Origin of the sequence: Comamonas odontotermitis, from assembly GCF_020080045.1 — a bacterium.
Classification (GTDB): Bacteria; Pseudomonadota; Gammaproteobacteria; order Burkholderiales; family Burkholderiaceae_C; genus Comamonas; species Comamonas odontotermitis.
Genome location: NZ_CP083451.1, coordinates 215,027 through 238,545 on the forward strand (window position 1 = coordinate 215,027; position 23,519 = coordinate 238,545).

Consider the following 23,519-nt stretch of genomic DNA (forward strand, 5'->3'; position numbering starts at 1 on the left):
GTCATGCAGCGCTGGTGTGCGTGCGGGCGTACAGGTCACGCAACTCGCGCTTCAGTACTTTGCCGATCTCGCTGCGGGGCAGTTGTTCGGCCAGTACCACGTCAGCCACACGCTGGGTCTTGCCGACGCGGCTGTTGAGCCAATCCTGCAGCGCCTGTGCCGCAGGCACTGTGCCTGGCTGCGCCACCACATAGGCCACGGGCGTCTCACCCCAGGCGTCCGAAGGCACGCCGACCACGGCGCATTCGCGTACCTCGGGGTGCTGCAGCAGTACGCTTTCGATGTCGCTTGGGTAGACGTTGAAGCCGCCAGTGATGATCATGTCCTTCTTGCGGTCGCCCAGCACGATGAAGCCGTCTTCATCCAGCTGGCCCACGTCGCCGCTGCGTATGAAGCGCTCGCCGCTGGCGCTGAACCACTCGGCTTCGCGGGTCTTGTCCGGCAGGCGGTAGTAGCCCGTCATCATGCCCGCAGAGGCGCCGACGATTTCTCCCTGAGCGCCGGGCGGGAGCTCGTTGCCTTGCTCGTCGATGAAGCGGATATCGGCACCGGGGCCGGCGCGCCCCACGGTGTGCAGCTTGTCCGGAAAATCGTGGCAATGCAGCTCGCAGCGCACGCCGCCTTCGGTCATGCCGTAGTACTCGATCAGCTTGCCAGGCCAGCGGCGCAGCACCTCGGCCTTGAGTGTTGCCTTGAACGGCGCACTGGTGCAGAACTTGCTCTGCAGGCGGCTCAGATCGGCTGCATCGAATGCCGGGCAATCGAGCAGGCGTTGGTACTGCACCGGAACCAGCATGGTGTGGGTGGCATGGTGCTGCTGGGCCAGTTGCAGGTACTGGGTCGCGTCAAACTTGCGCATCAGCACCAGGGTGCCGCCCAATGCGAGCGTGGGCAGCGCTGCCACCAGCGTGGTGTTGGAATACAGTGGCGTGGCGCACAGCGAGATGGCGTCAGGCCCGTAGCCGTTGGTGACGGCGCGCTGCACATGCGACCAGCGCATGCCCCAGCTTTGCACGATGCCCTTGGGCACACCGGTAGTGCCCGATGAGTAAATCAGGTTGAAGGGCCAGTCTGGTTGCGGCGCAATGGTTGCGGGCTGTGCATCGGCGGCAATGCCATGGAGCCATGCAGACCAGGGCGTGCCTGCCTCTGGCGCATCGTCCAGCGCAATGCACTGCACCTGGGCATTTTCCTGCACGGGCCATTGCGCTGCCACTTCGGCATCGCGAAGCACCAGCCGGGCCTCAGAGTTGGCGAGCATCGCGCTCAGATGCGCAGCCGTGGCGGAAGGCGCCAGCGGCGCCACGACCACACCGGCGCACAGGGCTCCCAGGTAGGCCAGCACATAGCGGGGTGAGCTGCTGGCGCAGATGGCGACGACATCGCCCGGCTGCAGGCCCTGGCGTTGCAAGGCGCATGCCACTTGGCGCATGCCTTGCGTCACCTGCGCGTAGTTGAGCTGGGTGTCGCCCAGGACCAGGGCGGTATGGTTCGGGCGCTCTTTGGCGTTGGCCTCCACCATGGCGGGAATGGAGCCAAAGGCCTGGGCCAGTTGTTCGGATACGGAAGCAGTCATGACAGCAGAAGAAGAATAGAGGGAAGGGTCAGTCCAGCGAGAGGTTGGCGGCCTTGACGATCTGCGCCCAGTTCTTGCGCTCCTGCGCAATGAAGGCGTCATGCTCGGCAGCGCTTTCGCCGCCGGGAACACCGCCCAGCTCGGCAAACTTGCTGCGGATCTCTACGGTCTGCATGGCGTCGTGTGCCACCTGCTGGATGCGGTGAACGATAGCGTCCGGCGTCCCTGCGGGTGCCAGCAGGTCGAACCACGCCGTCACGTCCATCGGCACCCCGGCTTCGCGCATGGTGGGAACATCTGGCAACTGGGGCGAGCGCTCCTTGCTGGTGATGGCCAAGGCGCGGAACCTGCCCGATTTGATGTGCGGGATGGAGCTGGGCATGTTGTCGATCATGAAATCCGTCTGCTTGCCCAGCAGAGCGGTCACAGCAGGTGCTGCGCCGCTGTGTGGCACCAGGGTCACGTCCAGCCCGGCTTTCTGACGGAACATTTCCGTGGACATGTGTGGTGACTGCCCGATACCCGAAGTGGCCGCGGTCAGTGGCTTTTGCTTGCCCCAGGCAATCAGCTCCTGCACGTTCTTGACGGGCGTGTCAGCGTTGACGACCAGGATGTTGGGCACCGAGATCACATTGGTGATGCCACGCAGGTCCGTCTCCTTGTACTGCAGCTTCTTGTACAGGCTGAAATTGATGGCCACCGGGCCGATATTGCCCATCAGCAGAGTGTAGCCATCGGGCTTGGCGCGGGCGACGAATGCAGTGCCGATGCTGCCACCGCCGCCGGCCTTGTTTTCCACGATCACACTGGTTTTGAGGGCAGAGCCCATCTTCTCTGCCAACACGCGGGCAGCGATGTCGGTCGTGCCGCCTGCGGCTGCCGGCACGACGATGGTGATGGGGCGTTCGGGCCAACTGGCCGCCAGGGCCATCAGTGGCGACAGCAGCAGGGCTCCAAGGGCGTGGCGGCGCAGTATGCGCATGGCAGTCTCCATAATTCTCGGTATGGACTCACCATACGGAACCTGGCACTGATGCGTGATGGGGTTTGCCTGCAAAACCACACCCAGAGGCTTCGCACTTGCGAAAGCCATGCTTCAAGCGACTGGAAGCAGCGCTTGAGTTCAGCTGTAGCAAGCTCTCATTTCTGTGGGCTGCATGGCTGCAACGAAAAAGCGGCCCGAAGGCCGCTCTGCTGTATTGGAAAACCCCTTGCTTTATGGGTACAGGCCGCGCATTTCGCGTGCGTGCAGAATGCGGCGGCAGGCGATGATGAAGGTCGCAGTACGCAGCGATACCTTGTTCTCCTGGGCCACTTGCCACACGGCGGCGAATGCCTCCTGCATGATGCGTACCAGGCGCGCGTTGATCTCGTCCTCGCTCCAGAAGAAGCTGGAGAAATCCTGCACCCATTCAAAGTAGCTCACCGTCACGCCACCGGCGTTGGCGATCACGTCCGGCAGCACCAGCACGCCCTTGTCGGTCAGGATGTCGTCGGCCTCGGGGGTCGTCGGGCCGTTGGCGCCTTCGATCACCAGTTTGGCTTTGATCTTGCCTGCGTTTTTGGCGTTGATCTGGCCTTCCAGTGCGGCGGGGATCAGGATTTCGCAGTCCACGGCCCAGAAATCTTCATTGGCCATCTTGTCGGCGCCCTTGAAGCCGCCCACGCCGCCGGTATTGGCCACGTGCTCCAGCACGGCTGGCACATCCAGGCCCTTGGCGTTGAAGATGGTACCGGTATGGTCCTGCACGGCCACCACGATGGCGCCAGCTTCGGCAAACAGCTTGCCTGCGGTGCCACCCACGTTACCAAAGCCCTGCACGGCAACACGAGCGCCCTGCAGTGCCAGGCCGGAGAGCTTGGCGGCTTCCACGCCTACGGTGAACACGCCACGGCCGGTCGCTTCTACGCGGCCGAGCGAGCCGCCCAGGTCGATGGGCTTGCCGGTGACCACGCCGGTTGCGGTGGCGCCGGTGTTCATCGAGTAGGTGTCCATCATCCAGGCCATGATCTGGCCGTTGGTGTTCACGTCTGGCGCAGGAATGTCCTTGGAGGGGCCAATGAACAGACCAATTTCGCTGGTGTAGCGGCGGGTCAGGCGTTCGAGTTCGCCCTTAGACAAGGTCTTGGGATCGACACGGATGCCGCCCTTGGCACCGCCGTAAGGCACGTTCACGGCGGCGTTCTTGATCGACATCCAGGCAGACAGGGCCATCACTTCGGACAACGTCACATCCTGGTGGAAGCGCACGCCACCCTTGCCAGGACCACGGCTGAGGTTGTGCTGCACGCGGTAGCCTTCAAAGTGTGCAATGGTGCCGTTGTCCATTTCAATCGGCACATCCACGATCAACGCGCGCTTGGGGCGCTTGAGGGTTTCGACCCAGCGGGCCAGCGAGCCCAGGTAAGGAGTGACGCGATCGACCTGTTGCAGGTAGATGCCCCAGGGGCCCAGGTGCTTGGGATCCAGGTACGAAGGCAGCGGATGGTTGGATGCTGCTGCGGGGGTGCTGTTGGATGTCATACGATCCATGCGGTTGAAAAGGTATGCATAGCTTAAATTCTCTCCCCCGGTCTTGTCCAAGGCCGGATGATAGGCATGAAATGCAACATATGCATAACTATGATTAAAAAATAATCATCAAAAACAAGAGCTATCAGTCCCTACGATATATGGGATTGAAGCCTGTTTGATTGATATTTCAAAGTGGCGTTCGCAACCATATAGTTTTGAAAGCTTTCCTCACCATGCCGCACTTCGATTCGCCTCTCGCTTTTGTACCGACCGATCTGGCGCATGCCTTGCAACATGCTACCGCCTCGGGCCTTGCGCTGGATGCTGCCGTATGGCCGCAGGTACAGTCCGCTGCCGATGTGCTGGGCGTGCACCAGGCGCGGGCGCATATGTGGGGTGACGCGGAGCGTGCGCCTCTGCACTGGAAGAGCGGCGGTGCAAACCGCAGCCAGCCGTTGACTCATGCACCGCTGCCTCCTCAAGGCGTACGTGGCACGGGCGTGGATCTCGGAGACATCCCTTTCCTGCTGCGTGGGGTGGAAGCGGAGATAGCTCTGCGCATAGGCTGCGATGTGGATGCCGACGCTGCAGCGCGCCTGGGCGAAGCAGACGCCGATGCGCTGGTGGATGCAATGGCGGTCAGCATCGAGATCGTCGATTCGCGCTGGCAACAGCAATTGCAGGCGCCCGAAGCACTCAAGGCGGCCGATCTGCTATGCCATGGTGCCCTGGTGCTGGGCGAATGGCAGCCCTATCGCGCGCGGAATTGGGCGTTGCAGCGCTGCTCCGTGCAGGTGGGCAGACAGCCACTGGTGGAGCGCCAGGGCAGCCATTCGCTGCAGGACCCTGCCTGGCTGCTTTCGCAGTGGCTGCGTCATGCCACCCGCCATTTTGGAACCGTGCAGGCTGGCACGGTGGTGACGACCGGCAGTTGGTGCGGTTTGCTGCTGGCGGCAAAAGGGGATGCCATCCGCGTGCGCTTTGATGGCATTGGCGAAGCGGCCTTACAGCTATGAAAAAGCACGGATTACCGAAGCGGTCTGAGGGGCTGTACCTGGATTGGTAGCTTCGGGTGCTGAATGCGCTGGTCCGTTGCAGCGGGGTGCTCAATAGTCCGGCGAGGGTGCGAGGCTCATGAACAGTCCGTAAATGCCCAACTGCCCCACAATCTGCGGCAGAAAGCTGAACAGCATGTACAAAGGCACCGCCACCAGCAGACTGCATTGCTGTGCCAGCCAGGCCAGGGAGGCTGCCTGCAGCGGAATACTGACGACCAGGAACAGCATCCCTGCGAGCGTGGCACCTATCTTGTACAGCACCGGCATCGGAAAGATATACAGCACCAGGGCATGCACGGCCGGCAACAGCCACAGCATGGCCAGGCCCATGTCCAGGATGTTGTCTGCCAGCAGGCGATTGACATCACTCACGGCGAGGGCCGGGAAGAACTCATAGGACAACAGGCCGACGATGGCCAGAACGGCAACGATGCGCAGGCCGTAGATCAGTGGCAGGCGCTCTCGGGACAGGAGCAGCGATATGGCCATCAGGGCGGCGGATATACCGGCCCCCAGCCACCATTGCAGGAGACTGGGCGGCGGCACATAGAAACGCGTGCGCACCACTTCGACGGACAGCCCCAGGAAGGACACGACAGAGGCCTGCACATCTCTCGCATCCCCCAGACCCAGGTGCGGCCACGCCCATGCCAACACCTGCGACCACACCTGCACCGCCAGCGACGCACCCCACCACAGCACCAGCCAGAAAACGGCCAGCAGCAGCACAAGCTGGATGGCGTGCTGCCAGGTCCAGATATAGCTTCTGAGCCCGCGATGCTGACGGGTCATGCGAAGGTGTGGCACGTTGCTGGGTCCTAGAAATCAAAGAAAAGCGCGGCGCTCAGTCCCTTGCGGTTGTAGTAGGGATTGCGATAGAACTGCCCGCCCACGACGTATCCCCAATCCTTTGCCAGCCACTGGCGCCACTGCAGGCTGAGTTCGGTGGATTGAAAGCCGACATGGTTGCCGCTGTCGGCGATGGCGCCGGTGGGCAGATAGCCTTCCTTGCCATGGTCGATGCGCGCCGTGAAATAGTGCTGCTTCTCGGTGCCCAGGGTCAGCGCTGCAAAGCCGCGAAAGCCATCGACCGCACCGGGGTTGGACTTGTTGTAGACCACGCCGCCTTCGGCAACCCATGCATTGGTGGAGTAGTACGCCACCGATGCGGTGACGCCGGTGTCGCGATGGACGCCGTCGCGGCTGGCAGATTTCATCAACGCCAGGCCGGTAACCCACTGCTGGGTGTCGGTCCATTTGCGGTAGATGGCAATGTCGCCCCGGTACTTGTTCTGAAAATCGGCAGAGCCCGCGCTGGCGCCGACGGACATGTACCACCAGGGCGACAGGGTATGGGTCAGTGACAGGGCGCCGACTGTGCCACGCTCGTCGAAGTGGCGCTGGCTGGACAGATCCCAGTTCAAGGTGGTTCCGGGCTTGAGTCCTATATGGCCACGGACGAACTGGTCGTTCCAATTGCTGTTGCCACCCGTCAGCGTGGAATACCCCATGCCGACGTCCATCCGGCCACGGCGCCCGGGCTCGAAATCAGCGGATGGTGCTGGCGCTGGCGCCGCTTCGGGCGCCGTGGCTGTGGGCGCCGCAGCTTCGCCTTCTGCGGTCTGGGCGGATGAGATGCCGGGCATCCACAGACTGGCTGCGCTCAGTCCCACGAATGCAAGGGTGGTGAGATGCTTCATAGTGATCGGGTGTTGGGGGTTGCGGCAGGAACGTCGTGCAGATGTCTGTGCAGGACGGCGGCAATCTGGGCACCGCTGGTTCCGTCGCCAAAGGGGTTGGCCTGCCCATGGGTGGAGGCAAGGCCGGGCAGGCGGCCATCGGCCAGAACGCTGGTTGCAGCCGATACGATGCGCTGCGGGTCGGTACCGACCAGCAATCCGCCGCCACAGGTAATGACTTCCGGGCGCTCAGTGACATCGCGCATAACCAGCAAGGGCTTGTGCAGAGACAGCCCTTCCTCCTGGATGCCTCCCGAGTCGGTGAGCAGCAGGTCGGCAGCATCCATGATTTCCACCATGGGGGGATAGTCGAGCGGCGCGGCGAGGCGCCAGCGTTGCTGAATATCGGGCGTGCTGGCGGCATGGACGGCGCGCACGCTCTGCTGTACCAGAGGGTTCAGGTGCAGGGGCCAGATGACGGCGGCATCCGGGCATTGCTGGAGCAGAGTGGCCACCGCACTGGCGATCTGTTCCATGGGCGCGCCCCAGTTTTCGCGCCGGTGGGCGGTGACCAGAACGAGCTTGCGCAAGCCGCTGTCCAGAAACCACTGGAAGTCCGGGTTGGCGATGGGCTGGCCCGCCAGACGCTGGGCACGTACATGCTGTGCCGCCAGCAGCACGGCATCTACCACGGTGTTGCCGACAATGGAGATCGTGCCCGGTACATTTTCCTTTTCCAGGTTGCTGCTGGCCTGGGCAGTAGGTGCAAAGTGCCAGTGGCTGACGCGGCCGATCAGGCTGCGGTTGATTTCTTCGGGAAAGGGCTCATCCATGCGTCCCGAACGCAGACCCGCTTCCACATGGCCCACGGGAATCTGTAAGAACGCGGCGGCCAGCGCCCCCATGGCAGCGCTGCTGGTGTCACCGTGGACCAAGGCAGCTGCGGGCTGCAGGCGGGAGAGCTGGGTGCCGATGGCCGACATCAACTCGCTTGCCAGGGCCGGCAAGGTGGGTACTTCGCGCTTGAGACGGATGATTTCCTCCGGCTGGATACCGAAGAATTCATACAGCGGCCAGGCCATCTCTTCGTGCTGCCCGGTATGCAGCACATGGGTCAGTATGCCCTGTTCGCGCAGTGCGAGGACAACAGGTGCCATCTTGATGATTTCAGGGCGGGTGCCCATGATGGCGACAACGGATGAACGGGTGGATGATGTCATGGACGACGGTGCAATACCATTATGAGTTGTTGGCCGGCTTTTGCGCGCACCAGCCAGGTCTGGTCTGTGCCTTGCACATTCGCCTCCCCGGACTGTATCTGGACGCCGGAATACCGGGCTTTGGGAATCGACCAGGCCATGGAGGCGAGGGATTGGGGGTGGGAGGCTGTCAGGACGTCGTCGTCGCCCTGCTCCTGCAATGACCACTGCACCTGCGCCCGGCTGCTGAGAAAGTCGGCGGCCTCGGTCATCGATATGAACTGGCATTGCGCGCGGTCCGCACAGCCTTGCATGGTCTCTATATACGCCTTGACGGCCGGCAGGTAGCTGACGGCGCCGATGGGGTGAAAATAACTCAGCCGGATGGTTCGTGTCTGTTCAATGAACCGGGCAAGCTGCTGCAGCCATTGCCCGAATTCATCGACGGACATGTGCTGGAATGAGGCCTCTTCGGCTGACGCCACCTGGCCATAGGTCAGCACGGGGAATGCCCAGGCATCGGCGACCTGTCGAAACCCCAGCCACAGGCGTGTCGGAGGCATGCCCACGCTGCCGGAGGTGTAGTAGGCCTTCACCCCATGTGCAGACATCCAGTCATACACCCACAGGGGCTGGTTGCCTGTTGGTGCAGAGTATTCCTTGGGCTCCTGGCCGCCGTTGGCTTTGGTCACGGCCTGGTTGTTCAGATCCAGATATTGTTCGAAGTCGTCACCATTGCTGTCGTTGGCATTGGCGCCGAAATAGTTGTGGATCCATCCGCCATGGTTGCCGATGGTGTGGCCCTGGCTGCGCAACTTCTGAACCATCTCCTGCGCGTCAGGGTTGTGATCGAGGTCCATGCCCAGCCCGTCGCCTTCACGGTTCACATCGGGGCCGGCAGTGAAATGCATGGACTGGTGGCCATGGTCAAAGATGCCTTCGTCCTGCAGGGTATGCAGAAAGCCGATGGCCTTGCGGTCATCGTTGTGCCAGTTCAGGACCAGGGCGCCGATGCCATCGGGCGTAGCCAGCAGTGACGGCTGCCTGACCATCTCGCTGGAGAAGTAGGCCAGGAATCCATGAAGAAAAATACCGTCGGTACGTTCGAGCAGGTAGGTGAGGGGAAGGTTGACGAACATCGCCTCGCCCTGGCCCCAGCGGTGGATGCTTGCCACCACGTTGCCGTCGGCAGACTGGAGCAGGATGCGTGGTGTCGCAGGGCGGTCTGTCTTCAGGACCGCAAAGCGCTGGGAATCCTTGGTATAGCCCGCCACAAAGCTGTCGAACTCCGGGTTGGCGCGCGCCAGGTCGGATGCGGCAATCGATGTCAGGCTGGCCGCCGCCTTGGCATTGAGATAGCGGCCTGGCGGTATACCCAGGGCTTCCATGGTGGAGGCAGAGCCCATGATTTCGTCGTAGTCGGACAGGTTCTCCTTGTACTGGTCGTAGTCGCCATAGCGCACGCCCAGCATGGCGGAAAAGCGCGCCTGCCCAGGGCTGTAGTAACCGCGTTCGTCCAGCAGGCCTCCATCCTGCACCACCATGGCCTTGCCACCGGCGTGCACCACGTCCATCAGCGTCTGCGCGGCGGCGTCGGATATGCGGCGGTGGAATGTATCCGGAATGATGACGGCTTGCTGAGCGGCCTTGGCGCCATAGTTCACCCCACGCATCCAGGTGCTGATGGACAGCGGTGTCAGAAGCACGCCGCGCTCTGCGGCCGCCTGTGTCCAGATGCTGACTTCGGGCGCATCCATGGCCATGGAGTCGGGGATCAGCAGGGTGAGGCTGCCATAGCGCTCACTGGCATGGCGGCTGGACATCTGGTGCCAGGCAATCGCTGCCAGTACACAGAGCACGGCGACGGAGGCTGCCAGCCATTGTTTCCAGGACAGGGATTTCGTCATCGGCTATGCGCTCATGGAGCAGCTGCAGGCAGCGCACTGGCGCATTGCTTGGCAATGCCCAGGTGTGCCAGGGACAGATCGACCATCGCATCCAGAACGGTCCAGCCGGTCTTTTCCTGAAACGGCCGCAGGGACGCGCGCCAGCATGCGGCTTGCAGAGGTGCAGACTGGCGCATGTTCCATGCAACCAACCCCCAGGCATAGCGATCACCGCTGCGTGCAAGCCAGGTATCGCGGTGCTGAGCCAGCCACTGGGCGGTTGCGTTGTCGGATTCCCTGACGGACAGGATGCCGGTGTTCCACAGGTAGGCGCTGGCCAGCGTATGGGGATAGAACTGGACCTGGGCATATTCCGGAATGGCGGGCTTCCATTGCTGGCCTGTCCAGAACTGCTTGCGGATGGCCGCCGCAAGCTGGTTGGCAGGCCCTGCGGCGTGAATGTCCGACCGCAATGCCTCATACACCTCGATGTTGTCCATCAGGTAGTACAGCTCGGTACCCGGGAAGACCCTGTATAGCTGGCTCTGCGGGTTGCGCAGGCTGGCCAGCAGCCGCTGGCTGGCCGCAATGGCCTGAGCTGCTGCCCGTCGCTGGAGGGCTGGAACCCACGCCTTTTGCAACCCCATGTTCAACATCTGGATCGTGGTGGCTGCCATGGAGTCGTCGGCATCGGCCGCCATGCAGTTGCGCCATGTCTTGTCCGCCTCGCGGCAGAAACGGTCAAAGCCGCCATCCTTGCGCTGCCTGGGAAGCAGCCATTGAATCCATTGCGCAAATTCGGCCTGCAGCGGCGCGCTGGCCTGCATGGAAATGATGAAGCTCTTGTTGATGAAGTAGGGGTCTACCACCGGGCTGCCCAGTGTGGTGTAGTAGGCACCGTCACCGGTCGCAAAGGCGCAGAGGGCCGGTGGCTCCTCCGCGCAGGCCATGCCTGCCGCCCCCATGGCAATGCCAAGAGCGACGGAAGTGCGGGCGAACAATGCATGCAACGGCTTCATAACACCACCTGACCTGAGCGTACGGCAGACATGCTGCCATAGACGCGAACGGATGCCAGCAGCGCAATCGACCATGCGGACACACTGCATGGCACCTGCTTGCTGCCGACCTGGCTGTTGGGCCCCAGTTGCAGGTGCTTGCCTGCACACAACGGGCCCTCGATATAGTTGTTGCCCAGCGTATCAATGTTGTCCAGTGCGAACAAGGCACCTTTGACGCAAGCTCCTTTGGCCAGGGTGACGCTTCCATGCACCTTGACATGGCCCGTCACCACCGCCATTTCCTCGACCCGCAGGTTGCCGGTGACCACCAGTCCGCCTTGAACCACGGTGCCCGCCGGTATCTGCAGGTCGCCATGGTGGCGTTGCTGAACGACAGTCAGGGGCATGCCATCGCCCAGGCTGTCCAGCGGAAAACCTAGGGACCGCTTCAGCGGCCAGGTGAAGATGCAGGTGGCCGACAGGCGCTGGAAGCGGCTGCCGGGCGAGAGAACGATATTGCGTACGGCGCTGCTCAGGCGTGCCAGATGCACCGGCCCCAGGCAATGGATGTTGTTGGCATGGAGAAAGTGCAGCACCATGCTGTTGGCCTGCAGCTCCACCGTATCGCTGGAGACCAGCGCCTTGATCTGAGCGCGAAACCCCAGTACCACCGAGCGCATGGTTTTTGCCATCAGGCGCGTCTGCCCGCGCGGAATGACCAGTTGCCCACGGTCGTCCTGCTGCCACTGCGCAGTGCGTGGCATCTCTTCCAGCACAGGCAGTTGATCGACCATGCGCAACGCAGCATAGTCGGTGCGGCCATTGTCGAGATGGTCGATTTCCAGAGCGCCGGCGTCGCTGCGCGAATACAACTCCCGCAGCGCGGGGTACAGCGGAATCAGGAAGACCGCCGCTGTAACGAGTAGCCATGTGACGCCAAACAGCCAGGAGTACGGAACCTCACTCACTGGTTGCCTCTTGCAGCGGCGTTGGCGAGGTTTGTCGGTAGCGCACGGTCTTGTCCCATTTGAACTGCCGCTTCAAGAGTCTGTCGAGCACCAGCCCGTCGAGCGTGGCCTTGGACACTGCAATCATGCTGACGACAAAGCCGGTCAGCAGCAGGGGCAGCAGGCGCAGGCGCCGCTGATGGCCATCCAGGTGCACGGCGGCGGCCACTTCGAAAAAGGCCGCAAAATTACCCACGCATGCAAAGCCGGTGGTGATCAGCAGCATCAGCAAGGCGATATTGACATTGGCATTGATGCTGTAGCCCGTGACCGTCACGATCAACGCCAGTACCCAGCCGATCAGCAGGATGGGCGACATCAGGAACACCCCGAGCAAAGCCAGGCCGTCGACGCGCTCCATCATCGTCAGGCTCTTGCGTGTGACCATCTGCTGCCAGAATTTGGCCAGCACCTGGTTGTGGCCCTTGGCCCAGCGGCCAATCTGACGAAATCGCACCGCCCAGCTCTCCGGTACTTCCTCGTAACATTCGGCATAGCCCAGGTACGCGGTTTGCCAGCCTTTGAGCAGCAGGCGGTAGGTGAGATCGGTGTCCTCGGCCAGCACATTGGGCGTCCAGCCGCCAACCTCTTTCAGCGCACTGAGGCGGATGCCGCCGACGGTGCCGCCATACTGTGCGACCGCGCCAATGTTGTAGCGCGCCTGCTGATCGACCTGGTAGCCGCCGGAGCGCTCCAGATCGAGCAACCGCGTCAGCAGGTTGACACCTGCATTCTGTGGCACCACCCGGCCCATGACGGCGCCGATTTCGGGGTCCAGGAAAGGGGCGACCAGCTGCTTGATGATCTTCTTGCCGGGCAGATAGTCCGCATCGAAGATCACGATCAGCTCGGACTGGCCCTGGGCCTGAACGATGCTGGTGGCATCGGCCAGCGCTGCCGCCTTGCCGGGGGGGCCGTCCTGGCGGTGGAAAAGCTGCAGGCGGCCTGGGTTGCGGTCTGCATAGCTGTCGATGATCTGGCGCGTTCCATCGGTGGAGCGGTCGTTGACCGGCATGATGGTCAGGCGATCGCGCGGGTAGTCCACGTTCAGCAGCGCCTCGATGCAGCCGGAGATGACGGCTTCTTCGTTGTGCGCAGCAATGAAAACGGTGATGTGCGGCCAGTTGGCCTGCTCGATCCCGGCGTAGATGGGTCGCTGACGCGCGAACAAGCGGTTCAGTGTGAAGGCGTAGTGCCGAAAGGTGTAGAGCGCCTCCAGCGCCACGATGACGAACAGTGCGGCCAGGCACAGGCCCAGCACCCACCCCAGCCAGTCGTAGCTTTGACCCGCTGCCCAAGGTTGGGCGTGGGCCAGTACCGGCAGCCCTCCCACGGCAAATGCGAGGACTTTGCCTACTTCAAATTTTGTTGCTTGATGTTTCAGCACGGCATTGATAGATTAAATCACTTCAAACGAGTGAGTCAATTCTATCAATCGAATGTTAAAAATAAATAGCTATTTCCTAAATTCCATAGGAAGTTTGCTTTTATTGACATTAGTTCTCTGCAAAAAACATCCGCAAAAGGTGTTCGAATATTGTTACAGTTTGATTCCTGCCTGTGCAATGATCTTCGCGTTGGCCGTGCTTTCCTTGCGCAGCAGCTCCGTGAACTCGGCGGGGCTCATCTTGAGTGGCACGTTGTCGGTGCTGCGCATCAGCTCCTGGATGCCGGGCTCGTCGAGCTGGGTCTGTATGGCCCTGGCGAGCTGGGCCACGATGGCAGGCGGCGTCTTGCCGGGCGCCATGAAGCCGAACAGCGATGTCAGATTGGCCTCGGGCACGCCCAGTTCCGCCAATGTCCTGGCCTGGGGCTGGTTGGGTGCGCGCTGGGGCCCGGTGGTGGCCAGCAGACGCAGGGTGCCTTGCTGGAGCAGGCCGTTGATGGTGCCAAAGGGATTGCCCAGCATGATCTCGAAGTGCCCGCCCACGGCATCGTTCACGGTCTGGCCTACACCTTTGTAAGGTACATGGATCATCTTTGCGCCTGTCCGAGCCTGGATCTGCTCGAGCATGATGTGGCCTACCGAGCCGATGCCGGACGTGGCAAAGCGGATCGTTTCCGGCTTGGCCTTGGCCTGCGCGATCAGGTCTTCCCAGCTTTTGCCGCTGAAGGCCGGCGTAGCCAGCACGTAGACGGGCGAGTACATCATGGGTGCCACGGCGGCGATCGAGGTGGCCGGGTCATAGGCCAGCTTCATCAGATGCGGCGACAAGGTGAGCGGGCTGATGGCCGACAGCGCCAGGGTGTAGCCGTCGGCTGGCGCACGGGCCACATCGCCCATGCCCAGAGTGCCGCCGGCGCCGGCCTTGTTGTCCACCACCAAGGCCTGGCCCAGGGCCTTGCCCAGGTTTTCGCACAGTTTGCGGCCCACGCTGTCGGTCACGCCGCCTGCGGCGTAGGGAATGACCACGCGGATCGGCTTGGTGGGGTAGGCATCGACAGCGAAGCCAAGGCTTGGCGCTGCGCCAAAGGCGCCGAGCGCGGAGAGGGAGAGAAAGTGGCGGCGTTGCATGGATCGTCCTTTCGGGAAAGCAAAAACCTGCGCGGCAATGCGCTGCGCAGGTTTTCGTGGTGGTTGTGTTGAAATGCTATTGTTTGTATAGCTACTTGCGCAATCCGTGTTTGCGCTAGTGCGATATTGAGCGTTAGTGTTTGCCGCCAAAACTCGCCATGTAGGCCTGGGGCTCGCCGGTCTTGAAGGCATTGGCGAACTCCTGCACGCTGTCGTCAATGGCTGCGTCGATGGACTGTTTTTCCCATGCGCGCAACATGCGCTTTTGCTGGCGCAGGGCCTGGGGGCCATAGCCAGCCAGTTGCCTGGCAAGGCGCTCCACTTCTTCGTCCAGGCGATCGGGCGCCACCACATGGTCGAGCAGGCCCCACTGCAGCGATTGCGCGGCATCGATGTTGTCGCCGGTCAGCAGCAGCCACTGCGTGCGGGCAGCGCCAATCAGGCGGGGCAGCAATGCTGCGTGGATGACGGAAGGAATGCCCACCTTCACCTCGGGCATGCCGCATTGCACCCGGTTGCTGGCCACGCGGATGTCGCAGGCGCAGGCGAGTTCCAGCCCGCCGCCCAGCGTCCAACCCGGAAGGCGTGCAATGACGGGTGTGGGAAACTGGCGTGCGGCCTCGCACACCGTGCGCAGGCGCGTGATGAAGGCGGCTGCGTTGTCGGCATTCAGGCTGCGCATCTCCTTGATGTCGGCTCCGGCGACAAAGGCCTTGTCGCCGCTGCCACGCAGCACCAGCACGCGGATTCGCTCATCTTTTGATAGCGCTTCGAAAGCTTGCGCCAGATCGGTCAACACCGGTGACGACAGGATGTTGAGGCTGCCCGCATTGCGGAAGGTGAGGGTGGCAACGCCATTGTCCTCAAGGGTGGCGTGGGCGTGGTGGAGATCGATCAGGCTCATGCTGGCATTGTGCAAATGCAGCGAGCCAGCGGCCGTCCCGCCAGGGACATGGGAGTACTCACCACGTACGGGCTGCTCGAAGGGGAGATACTTCAATGCTCAGATCCGGTGCATTGATTTTCATGAAGTCAATGCAAAGCGCTGCGGGGTGATTTCCACTTCACCGCTGCTGGTGCAGGCTGCCAAACGATTCAGGATACCAAGGGATGCGAGGTCGCCCGCCACCGGCCGCAGGCGGCTCCTGAATCCCTGGCGAAAAGCCGGTGGCTTACCGATACACTGTGCCGATGCGAGCTCCCTTTCCGTCGATTCCAGCCCGATTGCGTCTGCCGCACACTGCAACGCGCCGCTCATGGGTACTGTATGTGCTGCTGGTGCTGTGCACATGGCTGCTGCCCCTGTCTGGCGGCTCGGCGCAAACCTTGCCTTCACTGGGAGGGTTGGCCATGGGCAAGGCAGGCAGCAGTGGCTCGGAGGAGGAGCGCGCCATCCAGGCCCAGCGGGATGCGACCAAGACCGCCGAGCAGGAAGCCGATGCGCTGGCACAGTCATTGGAGCGCCTGCGCAGCCGTGTACAGGCACCCGCCCCGGCGTTGCCAGCGCCGCTGAGCGACATGGAGCTGGGCCAGATGCTGGCGCGTTGGGAAGAGCGTGTTCCTGCCAACGCCAGCCAGGAAGTGCTGGAGCGCCTGCTGACCGACGAGCGGGAAGCCATTGCTGCGCTCAAGACCGGCATCGAGAAAACGGCAGCCGAGCAGGCCAACCTGGTGACGCAACCTGGCACGGGCCGCACCGATCTGGCCACATTGCAGCAGCGGGTGCAGGACAGCGCCCTTCCCGTGACGGCTGAACCCGGCGAATCGCCTGCGCTGACCCAGGCGCGCCAGCTTCGGCGCAGTGCCGAGCACCGGCGTGACACGCAGGAGCTGGCCTTGCGCCAGGAGGAACAGGCCACCATCGAGACCCGGCAGCGCCTGCTGGATGCACAACTGCAGGCGCAGCGCCGGGAGCTGCTGGAGCGCACGCCGCGCGTGGCCTGGCTGAACCAGCGCATTGCCGAGCGCAGTCGCCAGCAGCTGGAGCAGCAGGTGCAGCAAGCGCAGGCAGCCGAAAGCAATGCCGCAGATGCAGCGCCTGCCATCCGCGAACTGGCCCAGCAAAACAGCAGCCTGGCGGCCCAGATTCTGGAGCACACCAACAGCCTGGTGCAGGAGCGCCAGGCACTGGCCGCCGACGAATACCGCCAAGGCCAGCTGGCATCGGCGCTGCGCGATACGCAGGCGCGGCTGCGCCTGGGCGGTAGCGCATCGGTGGGGCAGTGGTTGTGGAAGCAACGGGTAGCACTGCCTACGGCCAACACCATCCAGGCGCGGCGCAAGGCCACGCAGCGGGAGCTGGCCGAGTTACGCCTGTCGCTGTTCAATGCGAGCGAGTGGCGCTTCAATCTCAATGGCATGGCGGCCAGTTCTGGCGGCGCTGGCGCGGGTGCGAGCGCAGGCAGCATTGCCCAGCGTTCGGCCCTGTGGATCAAGCAGGCGGCGCTGATCGACCAGCTTCAGCCGCTGCTGTTGCGGCGCATTGCGGTACTGGAGCAGACCGACGCCGCGCTGCAGGCCACGCTGCGCAGCGGCAGTGCGCTGCGGCAGGTCATGGACAAGGAGCTGTTGTGGTTTCCGAGCCATCAGGCCATGGACCGTGCCTGGCTGGGGGAATGGCGCACCGTGCTGCGGGGCGCGGAAGACGTTGGCGTGGACCAGGCGGGAAGCGCGTCACCGTGGAATACGGCGCGCGTGCTGGGCGCAAGCATTCTCCGCAATCTCTGGGTGTACGCCGGTATCTTTGCGGGCGTGCTGGCGCTGCTGGGCCTGCGCCGCTATGCGTTGCGGCAGCTGCAGGCCATTGCGCTGCGGGTGGACGATTTCTCGCAGGACCATTTCGGACTGACCTTGATTGCGCTGGGCTGGAGCCTGCTGTACGCGCTGCCCTGGAGTTTTGCCACTGCCGCGCTGGGCGTGCTGCTGCAGTCGGCTGGCGCGCCGGTGGCGCTGGAGCCACTGGGCCAGGCGCTGGAGCAGTTGAGCGATTTCGTCTTTCTGGTCACCTTGCTCCATGTGCTGTTCCGTCCCGGCGGGCTGGCGCTGGCGCACTTTGGCTGGCATCGGGAGCGCGTGCAGGATTTGCGCCAGATGGTTTTGCGGGCCACCTGGCTGATTGTGCCGATCGAGCTGCTGGGCGGCATGGCATTCTTCAGCCACGACGATTCGGCCATCAGTACCTGGGGGCGGCTGTGCCTGCTGGTGCTGACAGTGGGGCTGGCGTGGATTGCCTTCCGGTACCTGCGGCAAAGCATCCGGAAGCGGCGTACGGGCCTGCGCTGGGGTCAGGTGGTGAGTGTCGCGGTGCTGCTGGTGCTGGCGGGCACGCTGGCCGGGCTGGTGCTGGGTTACGTCTACACCGCCACGGAAGTCATCCAGGCCTTGCTGAGCAGCTTTGTGTTCCTGGCTGCGGCGGAAGTGCTGGTCAGTCTGCTGCGGCGCTGGCTGCTGCTGGGCGAGCGGCGGCTGGCGCTGAACCGGCTGCGTGCCGCGGCCGTCCAGACACACGCGGGCGGCACGGTGACTGCGGCCGACACTCCGGGCAAGGCGCCTTCCGATGAGCAAAGCCAGATGGCCCTGGTCACGGTGAGCACGCAGGCGCATCGGCTGCTGGGCCTGCTGCAGCGGGTGCTGGTGGCGCTCAGCCTGGTATACGCCTGGTCGCCGGTGCTGCCCGCGCTGCTGCGGTTCGAAGGCGTGGTGCTCTGGTACACCACCAACACCGAGGCGGGCGGTGTCACCCGCTCCGCTCCCGTGAGTTTGATGGATCTGCTGCTCGGCATGCTGATCCTGCTGTTGACGTTCAGCCTGACGCGCAACCTCCCAGGCCTGGTGGAAGTGGCGTTCTCGGCCTCGCTGCGCCTCAGCAGCTCCGCCCGCTACACCATGGCCACGCTGGCGCGCTATGCCATCACCATTGCAGGGACGGTCAGTGCGCTGACATTGCTGGGGCTGCGCTGGAGCCAGCTGCAGTGGATGGCCGCCGCGTTGACCGTGGGCCTGGGTTTCGGCCTGCAGGAGATCTTTGCCAACTTTGTCTCGGGGCTCATTCTGCTGGTGGAGCGGCCTTTCCGCGTGGGCGACATCATCACCATCAACCAGCACACCGGCACGGTGACGCGCATCCGCACCCGGGCCACCACGGTGCTGGATTTCGACAACCAGGAAATCGTCATTCCCAACAAGACCTTCATCACCGGCCAGGTGACGAACTGGACGCTCAGCGACGATGTGACACGCCTGGTCATCGATGTGGGTGTGGCCCACGGCAGCGACCCGGCCCAGGTGCAGAGCCTGCTGCTGTCCATCGCGGCCGAGCACTCCCTGGTGCTGCGCGAGCCGGAGCCCAACTGCTGGTTCATGGCGCTGGAAGGGCAGGGCCAGAAGTTCGAGCTGCGTGTCTACGTGGGCGCGGTGGGCGACCGGTTGCAGGTGCGCAACGACCTCAACCGCAGCATCAATACCAAGCTGGCGGCAGCAGGCATTGCGATTGCATTTCCGCAGATGGACATCCATGTACGCGACGTACCTCCAGGGGCCGTGGAGGGCGCGAAAGGGGCGTAGCGATTCGTTGGCTGGCCTGTTCCACCTGGTCTCTTAAAAAAGAATAGCTGTCTGCGCTGATCGTTATTGGGTTGAAGGCATAAAACCCATGAAATCCATGACCATTCCGCGCTGACTGCTCACTTTTTTGAAGCCCATCTCAGGCATCCGCAAGAGCTGCCGCCTGCACCAGGGCCACAAAGCGTTTGGCAGCAAGGCCCAGGGGGTGCTCTTTGGACCAGACCACATCCACACATAGCTGGTTGCCATTGCTCAGGTTGGCAAATTCCATCGCTACCAGCGCACCCGACTGCAGCTGCGGCGCCACCAGCTTGCGTGGCAGCCAGCCCCAGCCGATACCGGCGCTGATCATGCGCAGCGCGGCCACATGGTTGTCCGTGCGCCATACATCGCGGGCATAGACCAGACGCTCGTCGTTCAGGCTCCAGTCGCGGCTGGCCACGACGATCTGGCGTGTGTTGGTGAGGTGGTGCTCGCGCAGCTGCGGCGCCTTCTGGTCCTTTTCGTGGCGCGCTGTCTGCATCACCGGGTGGGCGGGTGCGATCACCGCCAGCAGGGTCTCGCTGGCCACTTCCTGAAAGCCTTCACGGCCATCCAGGCTGGGGCGTTCAAACACCAGCGCCAGCTGCGCGCGGCCGGTGTGCAGCATGGTCAGCGCATCGGCCTGCGGAGCTGTCAGCACCTCGACCGCCAATTGCGGATATTCCTGCGCCAAGGTGGCCAGCGGTTCTGCCCACGGGGCCGACAGCAACTCGGGTGCGATGGCTACCGTCAGGCGTGTCTCCAGGCCCCGTTCCAGAGCGAGCGCATGGGCATTGAGCTGCTGCAACTGGGCGGCCAGCAGGCGTGCCTGAGGTTCGAGCGCCAGCGCAGCGGGCAGTGGTGTGGGCTCGCGCCCGCTGCGGGCAAACAGCGGCATGTTCAGTGCCGCTTCCAGCTGCGCAATCTGCATGCTGACAGCGGACGGCACCTTGCCCAGTGCGCGGGCGGCGGCAGAAAAGCTGCCGTGGTCCAGCACCGCCAGCAAGGTCTGGATGGCGTCGGAATCAAAAGGGGCAAAGGTGGCTGGCGACTCGGTCATGGGCAAATCGATGGCGGCGCCGGCAGGTGCAGCCCGGCTGGAGGTTCAGGTTTCGTGTCTTTTTACAGTGACCTGTCATTTTTTCTGAAAGATTCTGACTTATGTTATCAGTACAAGGCACATACCATGGCGACCCATATGTCAGTTCAAAAAATTCAAAGCAGCCCCTGGTCGCTGCAAGGGCCGTTGCGCCGCGTCACGTATGTGGGTTTGTATGAGGCCATTGCCATCGTTGCGGCAACGGCGGGCCTGTCCGCACTGTCGGGCCAGGGAGCTGCACATTCGGGTGTGGTGGCGGTGGTCTCGTCGGTCATCGCCATCTGCTGGAACGTGGTGTGGAACCACCTGTTCGAGATGTGGGAGGCGCGGCAGGCCACGCGCGGCCGAGGCATTGGCCGCCGCATTGCCCATGCCATCGGCATGGAGGGGGGCCTGGTCTTCATGCTGGTGCCGCTGTTTGCCTGGTGGTTCAAGGTCAGCCTGTGGGAAGCGCTGGTGATGGACATCGGCCTGCTGCTGTTCTTCCTGGTCTACACCTTCGTCTTCAACTGGAGCTTTGACCGCATCTTTGGCCTGCCGCGCTCCGCGCAGTGAGGGTCTGAAGCGATACTGCAGACAAGCATTCAAAAAGGCATTGACTCGTCCTGTCATAGGTTGACACCTATTCGCGACTAATCTCCAGCCCAAGCTGGTTGGCGAGAGACGCCCGATGTACTGCATCGGGCGTTTTGTATTTTAGGGACAGGTGCGGCCGGCGCTCGTTGTACAGCCGTACCGATTCGCCCACCATGGTGCGGGCCTGCGAGAGATCGGCAGGTCGTTGCAACAAGTATTCCATCTTGAGGATTCCATTGACCCGCTCAGCCAGAGCGTTTTGGTAGCAATCGTAGCCATCGGTCATGGAGCAGGTGATGCGGTGGCGTGCATGGATGCGCTGGTATTGAGCCGAGCAGTACTGAACACCTCTATCAGAGTGGTGTACGAGCGGCTGATCTGTTCGCCGCTGACGCAGTGCCATCTTCAACGCTTGGCTGACCTGCTTGGTCTCCAGACTATCGTGCACGTGCCAGCCCACGATCTTGCGCGAGTAGGCATCGGTCACCAGGCTCAGATAGGCAGTCTTCTCCTTGGTGGGTAGATACGTGATGTCAGCGACCCATAGCTGCTCACAACCACTTGCCACTGTTTTGGTCGGGCCCTCCTTGAGTAGATTGGGGTGCCTGCGGTAGTGATGATGGCTATTGGTGGTCTTGTGGTACGCATGCCGTGGCAGCACCAGCATGCGTGCTTGGCGCAGGACAACGAACAGTGCATCGCGCCCGATCTGGATTCCCGCCTGTTCAAGCGGCGGCTTGAGCAAGTGCAGCAGTTTGCGCGTGCCAATGCGTGGCTGATGGCGCCTCTCTTCACTGGCCAACTCCACCACCGCCTTGTCCCGCTCGCTGCGTGCACGCTGGCAGACCAGGCGCTTGTAGTGCGCTTGGCGGCTGATTCCCATGTAGCGGCAAGCCCTCGTGACGCTTAACCCTTTGACGAGCTTTTGCGTGAGGACTTGCCCGCAGGCTTTTTTGTGACTTGGACTCCGTAGTCGCGCTTGAGCACGTTCACTACCGCTTCAAAGAAGGCCGCTTTCTCGCGGGCTTCTTTCAGTTGCACTTCCAGCTCCTTGATGCGCTGCTCTGGAGTCAGCAGCTTGGGCGATTCAGGCATCTTCTGTAATCCTTTGCCCCTTGATGATGCAGCTTTCCAGTCCTGCCGTCCGTGCTTGCGAAGCCACACCAGTACAGTTGAGGCGCCCTGGATTCCGTACCGCTCATGGGCCTGCCGGTAGGTCAGCTCACCTCTTTCTACTTGATCGACTACTGCGAGTTTAAAAGCCAGCGTGTAGTCCCGTTGCGTTCTCTTAACCCACTGTTCCATTTGACTTTCCTTTCTGTTCTTCAGAAAGGTGTCAACCCAATTCAGGACGGGTCACATTCAAAAAAAGAAGCTGCCAGCGCCTGATGGACGGGGTTTTCAGAAGAAAAATGATCTGAAACCTTTATCCATCAAGCGCTGGCAGCTATTTATTTTTTAGATACCTCAGCGCAGCAGGGCAATCATCATCTGCAGCACAAAGGCGTTGATGATGTCGATGAAAAAGGCGCCCACCAACGGAACGATGAGAAAAGCCTTGTGCGACGGACCGTACTGGTTGGTGATGGCCTGCATGTTGGCCACGGCCGTGGGCGTGGCGCCCATGCCGAAGCCACAGTGGCCGGCCGCCAGCACGGCAGCGTCGTAATTGCGGCCCATGACGCGGAAGGTCACAAAGGCCGCAAACAGCGCCAGTGTCAGGGTCTGCGCCGCCAGGATGATCATCAGAGGGCCCGCCAGGTCGGTCAGCTCCCAGAGCTTGAGCGAGAGCAAGGCGATCGCCAGATAGATCGACAGGCCAGCGTTGCCGAACACGTCGATGGCGCGGTCGAACACCTTGAAGCCAAAGGCATAGTCCAGCACGTTGCGGATGACCACGCCGCCACCCAGCGCCCAGACGAAGGTCGGCAACTGTACGGCGGTGCCCTGGGTGACGCCGGTCATGAACTCGGCAAAGGCCAGGCACCCGGCAAACAGGGCCAGGGTTTCGATGGCGGCCTCGGCGGTGATCAGGCGCGGCGCTGTGTTGGGCGATTCGAAATTGGCCACATCGCTGCCTTCGCTCACGGTGGCGCGGTCGCTTTGCTGCTGCTCTGCATTGGTGCGCGGGCGTGCCAGCTGGTGGCGGGTGATCAGGCGCTTGGCCAGCGGCCCGCCCAGCAGGCCGCCAATGACGAGGCCGAAGGTGGCGCAGGCAATGCCCAGGGCGGTGGCGCCGCTCAGGCCATATTGCTGCTCCAGCACCGCACCCCAGGCGCCGGCCGTGCCGTGGCCGCCCAGCAAGGTGATGGAGCCGGCCACGAGGCCAATCAGCGGATCCAGCCCCAGCAGGGTGGCCAGGCCCACGCCCACGCCGTTCTGCACGACGATGAACGCCACGATCACGCCCAGGAAGATGATGAGCCCCATGCCGCCTTCGCGCAGCTTGGCAAAGTTGGCACTGAGGCCAATGGACGAGAAGAACACCAGCATGAAGGCCGACTGCAGCCCGGATTCAAAGGACAGGGTGAGCCCGGTGAGCTGGTGCAGCGCAAAGATCACGGCCGCCACGACCAACCCGCCCGAGACAGGCTCGGGGATGTTGAAATCGCGCAGGAAACGGATGTGCCGGGTCAGCAATTTGCCCAGCAACAGCACGAGAACGGCCATGATCAGGGTGTAATAAGCACTGAAGCTCAGGTGCAAGGTTTTCTCCTCAGGTGCAGGCCTTGGGCCTGATTGGATACAAAAGTGCAGGTGTTCTCTGCTGATCGGCATATTTTGCCGACAAAACCGCGCAATATGCTCGAAATGCGATGGCAGC

18 protein-coding genes are annotated in these 23,519 nt (G+C 62.6%); 3 read left to right on the forward strand and 15 right to left on the reverse strand.

The window, feature by feature from the left end; translation table 11 throughout:
- Position 1 precedes the first annotated feature (1 nt).
- The 3 genes from LAD35_RS00955 to LAD35_RS00965 form a co-directional block, all read right to left on the reverse strand.
- Positions 2-1,576 (reverse strand): class I adenylate-forming enzyme family protein, encoded by a 1,575-nt coding sequence (locus LAD35_RS00955; protein ID WP_224150907.1) that lies wholly within the window; start codon positions 1,574-1,576, stop codon positions 2-4.
- Between the two features lie 28 nt (positions 1,577-1,604).
- A complete protein-coding gene (locus LAD35_RS00960) occupies positions 1,605-2,558 on the reverse strand; it encodes a Bug family tripartite tricarboxylate transporter substrate binding protein (RefSeq protein ID WP_377779520.1) in 954 nt (317 codons plus the stop codon).
- A gap of 234 nt (positions 2,559-2,792) precedes the next feature.
- Positions 2,793-4,100: a Glu/Leu/Phe/Val family dehydrogenase gene (locus LAD35_RS00965; protein ID WP_224150908.1), complete on the reverse strand. Its 1,308-nt coding sequence runs from the start codon at positions 4,098-4,100 to the stop codon at positions 2,793-2,795.
- Positions 4,101-4,324: 224 nt separating this feature from the next.
- On the opposite strand from LAD35_RS00965, the gene LAD35_RS00970 reads away from it, so the two are divergent.
- Positions 4,325-5,107: a fumarylacetoacetate hydrolase family protein gene (locus LAD35_RS00970; RefSeq protein ID WP_224150909.1), complete on the forward strand. Its 783-nt coding sequence runs from the start codon at positions 4,325-4,327 to the stop codon at positions 5,105-5,107.
- 90 nt (positions 5,108-5,197) lie between these two features.
- Here LAD35_RS00970 and LAD35_RS00975 read toward each other — a convergent pair whose 3' ends face one another.
- The 9 genes from LAD35_RS00975 to LAD35_RS01015 all read right to left on the reverse strand — a co-directional run bounded on the left by LAD35_RS00975 (position 5,198) and on the right by LAD35_RS01015 (position 15,340).
- Positions 5,198-5,941, reverse strand: a complete 744-nt coding sequence (locus LAD35_RS00975; RefSeq protein WP_224150910.1) for a hypothetical protein — start codon at positions 5,939-5,941, stop codon at positions 5,198-5,200.
- A gap of 26 nt (positions 5,942-5,967) precedes the next feature.
- Positions 5,968-6,849 (reverse strand): YaiO family outer membrane beta-barrel protein, encoded by an 882-nt coding sequence (locus LAD35_RS00980; protein WP_224150911.1) that lies wholly within the window; start codon positions 6,847-6,849, stop codon positions 5,968-5,970.
- A complete protein-coding gene (wecB, locus tag LAD35_RS00985) occupies positions 6,846-8,048 on the reverse strand; it encodes a non-hydrolyzing UDP-N-acetylglucosamine 2-epimerase (RefSeq protein ID WP_224150912.1) in 1,203 nt (400 codons plus the stop codon). Before wecB ends, LAD35_RS00980 begins: the two co-directional genes overlap by 4 nt.
- Positions 8,045-9,934: a polysaccharide deacetylase family protein gene (locus LAD35_RS00990; RefSeq protein ID WP_224150913.1), complete on the reverse strand. Its 1,890-nt coding sequence runs from the start codon at positions 9,932-9,934 to the stop codon at positions 8,045-8,047. Before LAD35_RS00990 ends, wecB begins: the two co-directional genes overlap by 4 nt.
- A gap of 11 nt (positions 9,935-9,945) precedes the next feature.
- Positions 9,946-10,932, reverse strand: a complete 987-nt coding sequence (locus tag LAD35_RS00995) for a hypothetical protein (protein ID WP_224150914.1) — start codon at positions 10,930-10,932, stop codon at positions 9,946-9,948.
- Positions 10,929-11,882, reverse strand: a complete 954-nt coding sequence (locus LAD35_RS01000) for a bactofilin family protein (protein WP_224150915.1) — start codon at positions 11,880-11,882, stop codon at positions 10,929-10,931. Before LAD35_RS01000 ends, LAD35_RS00995 begins: the two co-directional genes overlap by 4 nt.
- Entirely contained in the window at positions 11,875-13,308 is a 1,434-nt protein-coding gene (locus tag LAD35_RS01005; protein WP_224150916.1) for a glycosyltransferase family 2 protein, read from the reverse strand. The genes LAD35_RS01000 and LAD35_RS01005 overlap by 8 nt, the downstream gene beginning before the upstream one ends.
- 153 nt (positions 13,309-13,461) lie before the next feature.
- Positions 13,462-14,436, reverse strand: a complete 975-nt coding sequence (locus tag LAD35_RS01010; protein ID WP_224150917.1) for a Bug family tripartite tricarboxylate transporter substrate binding protein — start codon at positions 14,434-14,436, stop codon at positions 13,462-13,464.
- A 133-nt stretch (positions 14,437-14,569) separates the two neighbouring features.
- Positions 14,570-15,340: an enoyl-CoA hydratase gene (locus tag LAD35_RS01015; RefSeq protein ID WP_224152863.1), complete on the reverse strand. Its 771-nt coding sequence runs from the start codon at positions 15,338-15,340 to the stop codon at positions 14,570-14,572.
- Between the two features lie 287 nt (positions 15,341-15,627).
- On the opposite strand from LAD35_RS01015, the gene LAD35_RS01020 reads away from it, so the two are divergent.
- Positions 15,628-18,999, forward strand: a complete 3,372-nt coding sequence (locus tag LAD35_RS01020; RefSeq protein WP_224150918.1) for a mechanosensitive ion channel domain-containing protein — start codon at positions 15,628-15,630, stop codon at positions 18,997-18,999.
- A 139-nt stretch (positions 19,000-19,138) separates the two neighbouring features.
- On the opposite strand, the gene LAD35_RS01025 is transcribed toward LAD35_RS01020, so the two are convergent.
- Complete coding sequence (locus LAD35_RS01025) at positions 19,139-20,080, reverse strand: LysR family transcriptional regulator (RefSeq protein WP_224150919.1); 942 nt, start codon at positions 20,078-20,080, stop codon at positions 19,139-19,141.
- 138 nt (positions 20,081-20,218) lie between these two features.
- Between LAD35_RS01025 and LAD35_RS01030 the strand changes: the two genes are divergently transcribed.
- On the forward strand, positions 20,219-20,674 hold the full coding sequence (locus tag LAD35_RS01030) for a PACE efflux transporter (protein ID WP_224150920.1): 456 nt from the start codon (positions 20,219-20,221) through the stop codon (positions 20,672-20,674).
- A 67-nt stretch (positions 20,675-20,741) separates the two neighbouring features.
- On the opposite strand, the gene LAD35_RS01035 is transcribed toward LAD35_RS01030, so the two are convergent.
- A protein-coding gene (locus LAD35_RS01035) for an IS3 family transposase (RefSeq protein ID WP_396022749.1) occupies positions 20,742-22,000 on the reverse strand; the annotation gives its coding sequence in 2 pieces (ribosomal slippage) (positions 20,742-21,652 and positions 21,652-22,000; 1,260 coding nt in all).
- Between the two features lie 162 nt (positions 22,001-22,162).
- Positions 22,163-23,401: a sodium/glutamate symporter gene (gene gltS, locus LAD35_RS01040; protein WP_224150921.1), complete on the reverse strand. Its 1,239-nt coding sequence runs from the start codon at positions 23,399-23,401 to the stop codon at positions 22,163-22,165.
- Positions 23,402-23,519 lie beyond the last annotated feature (118 nt).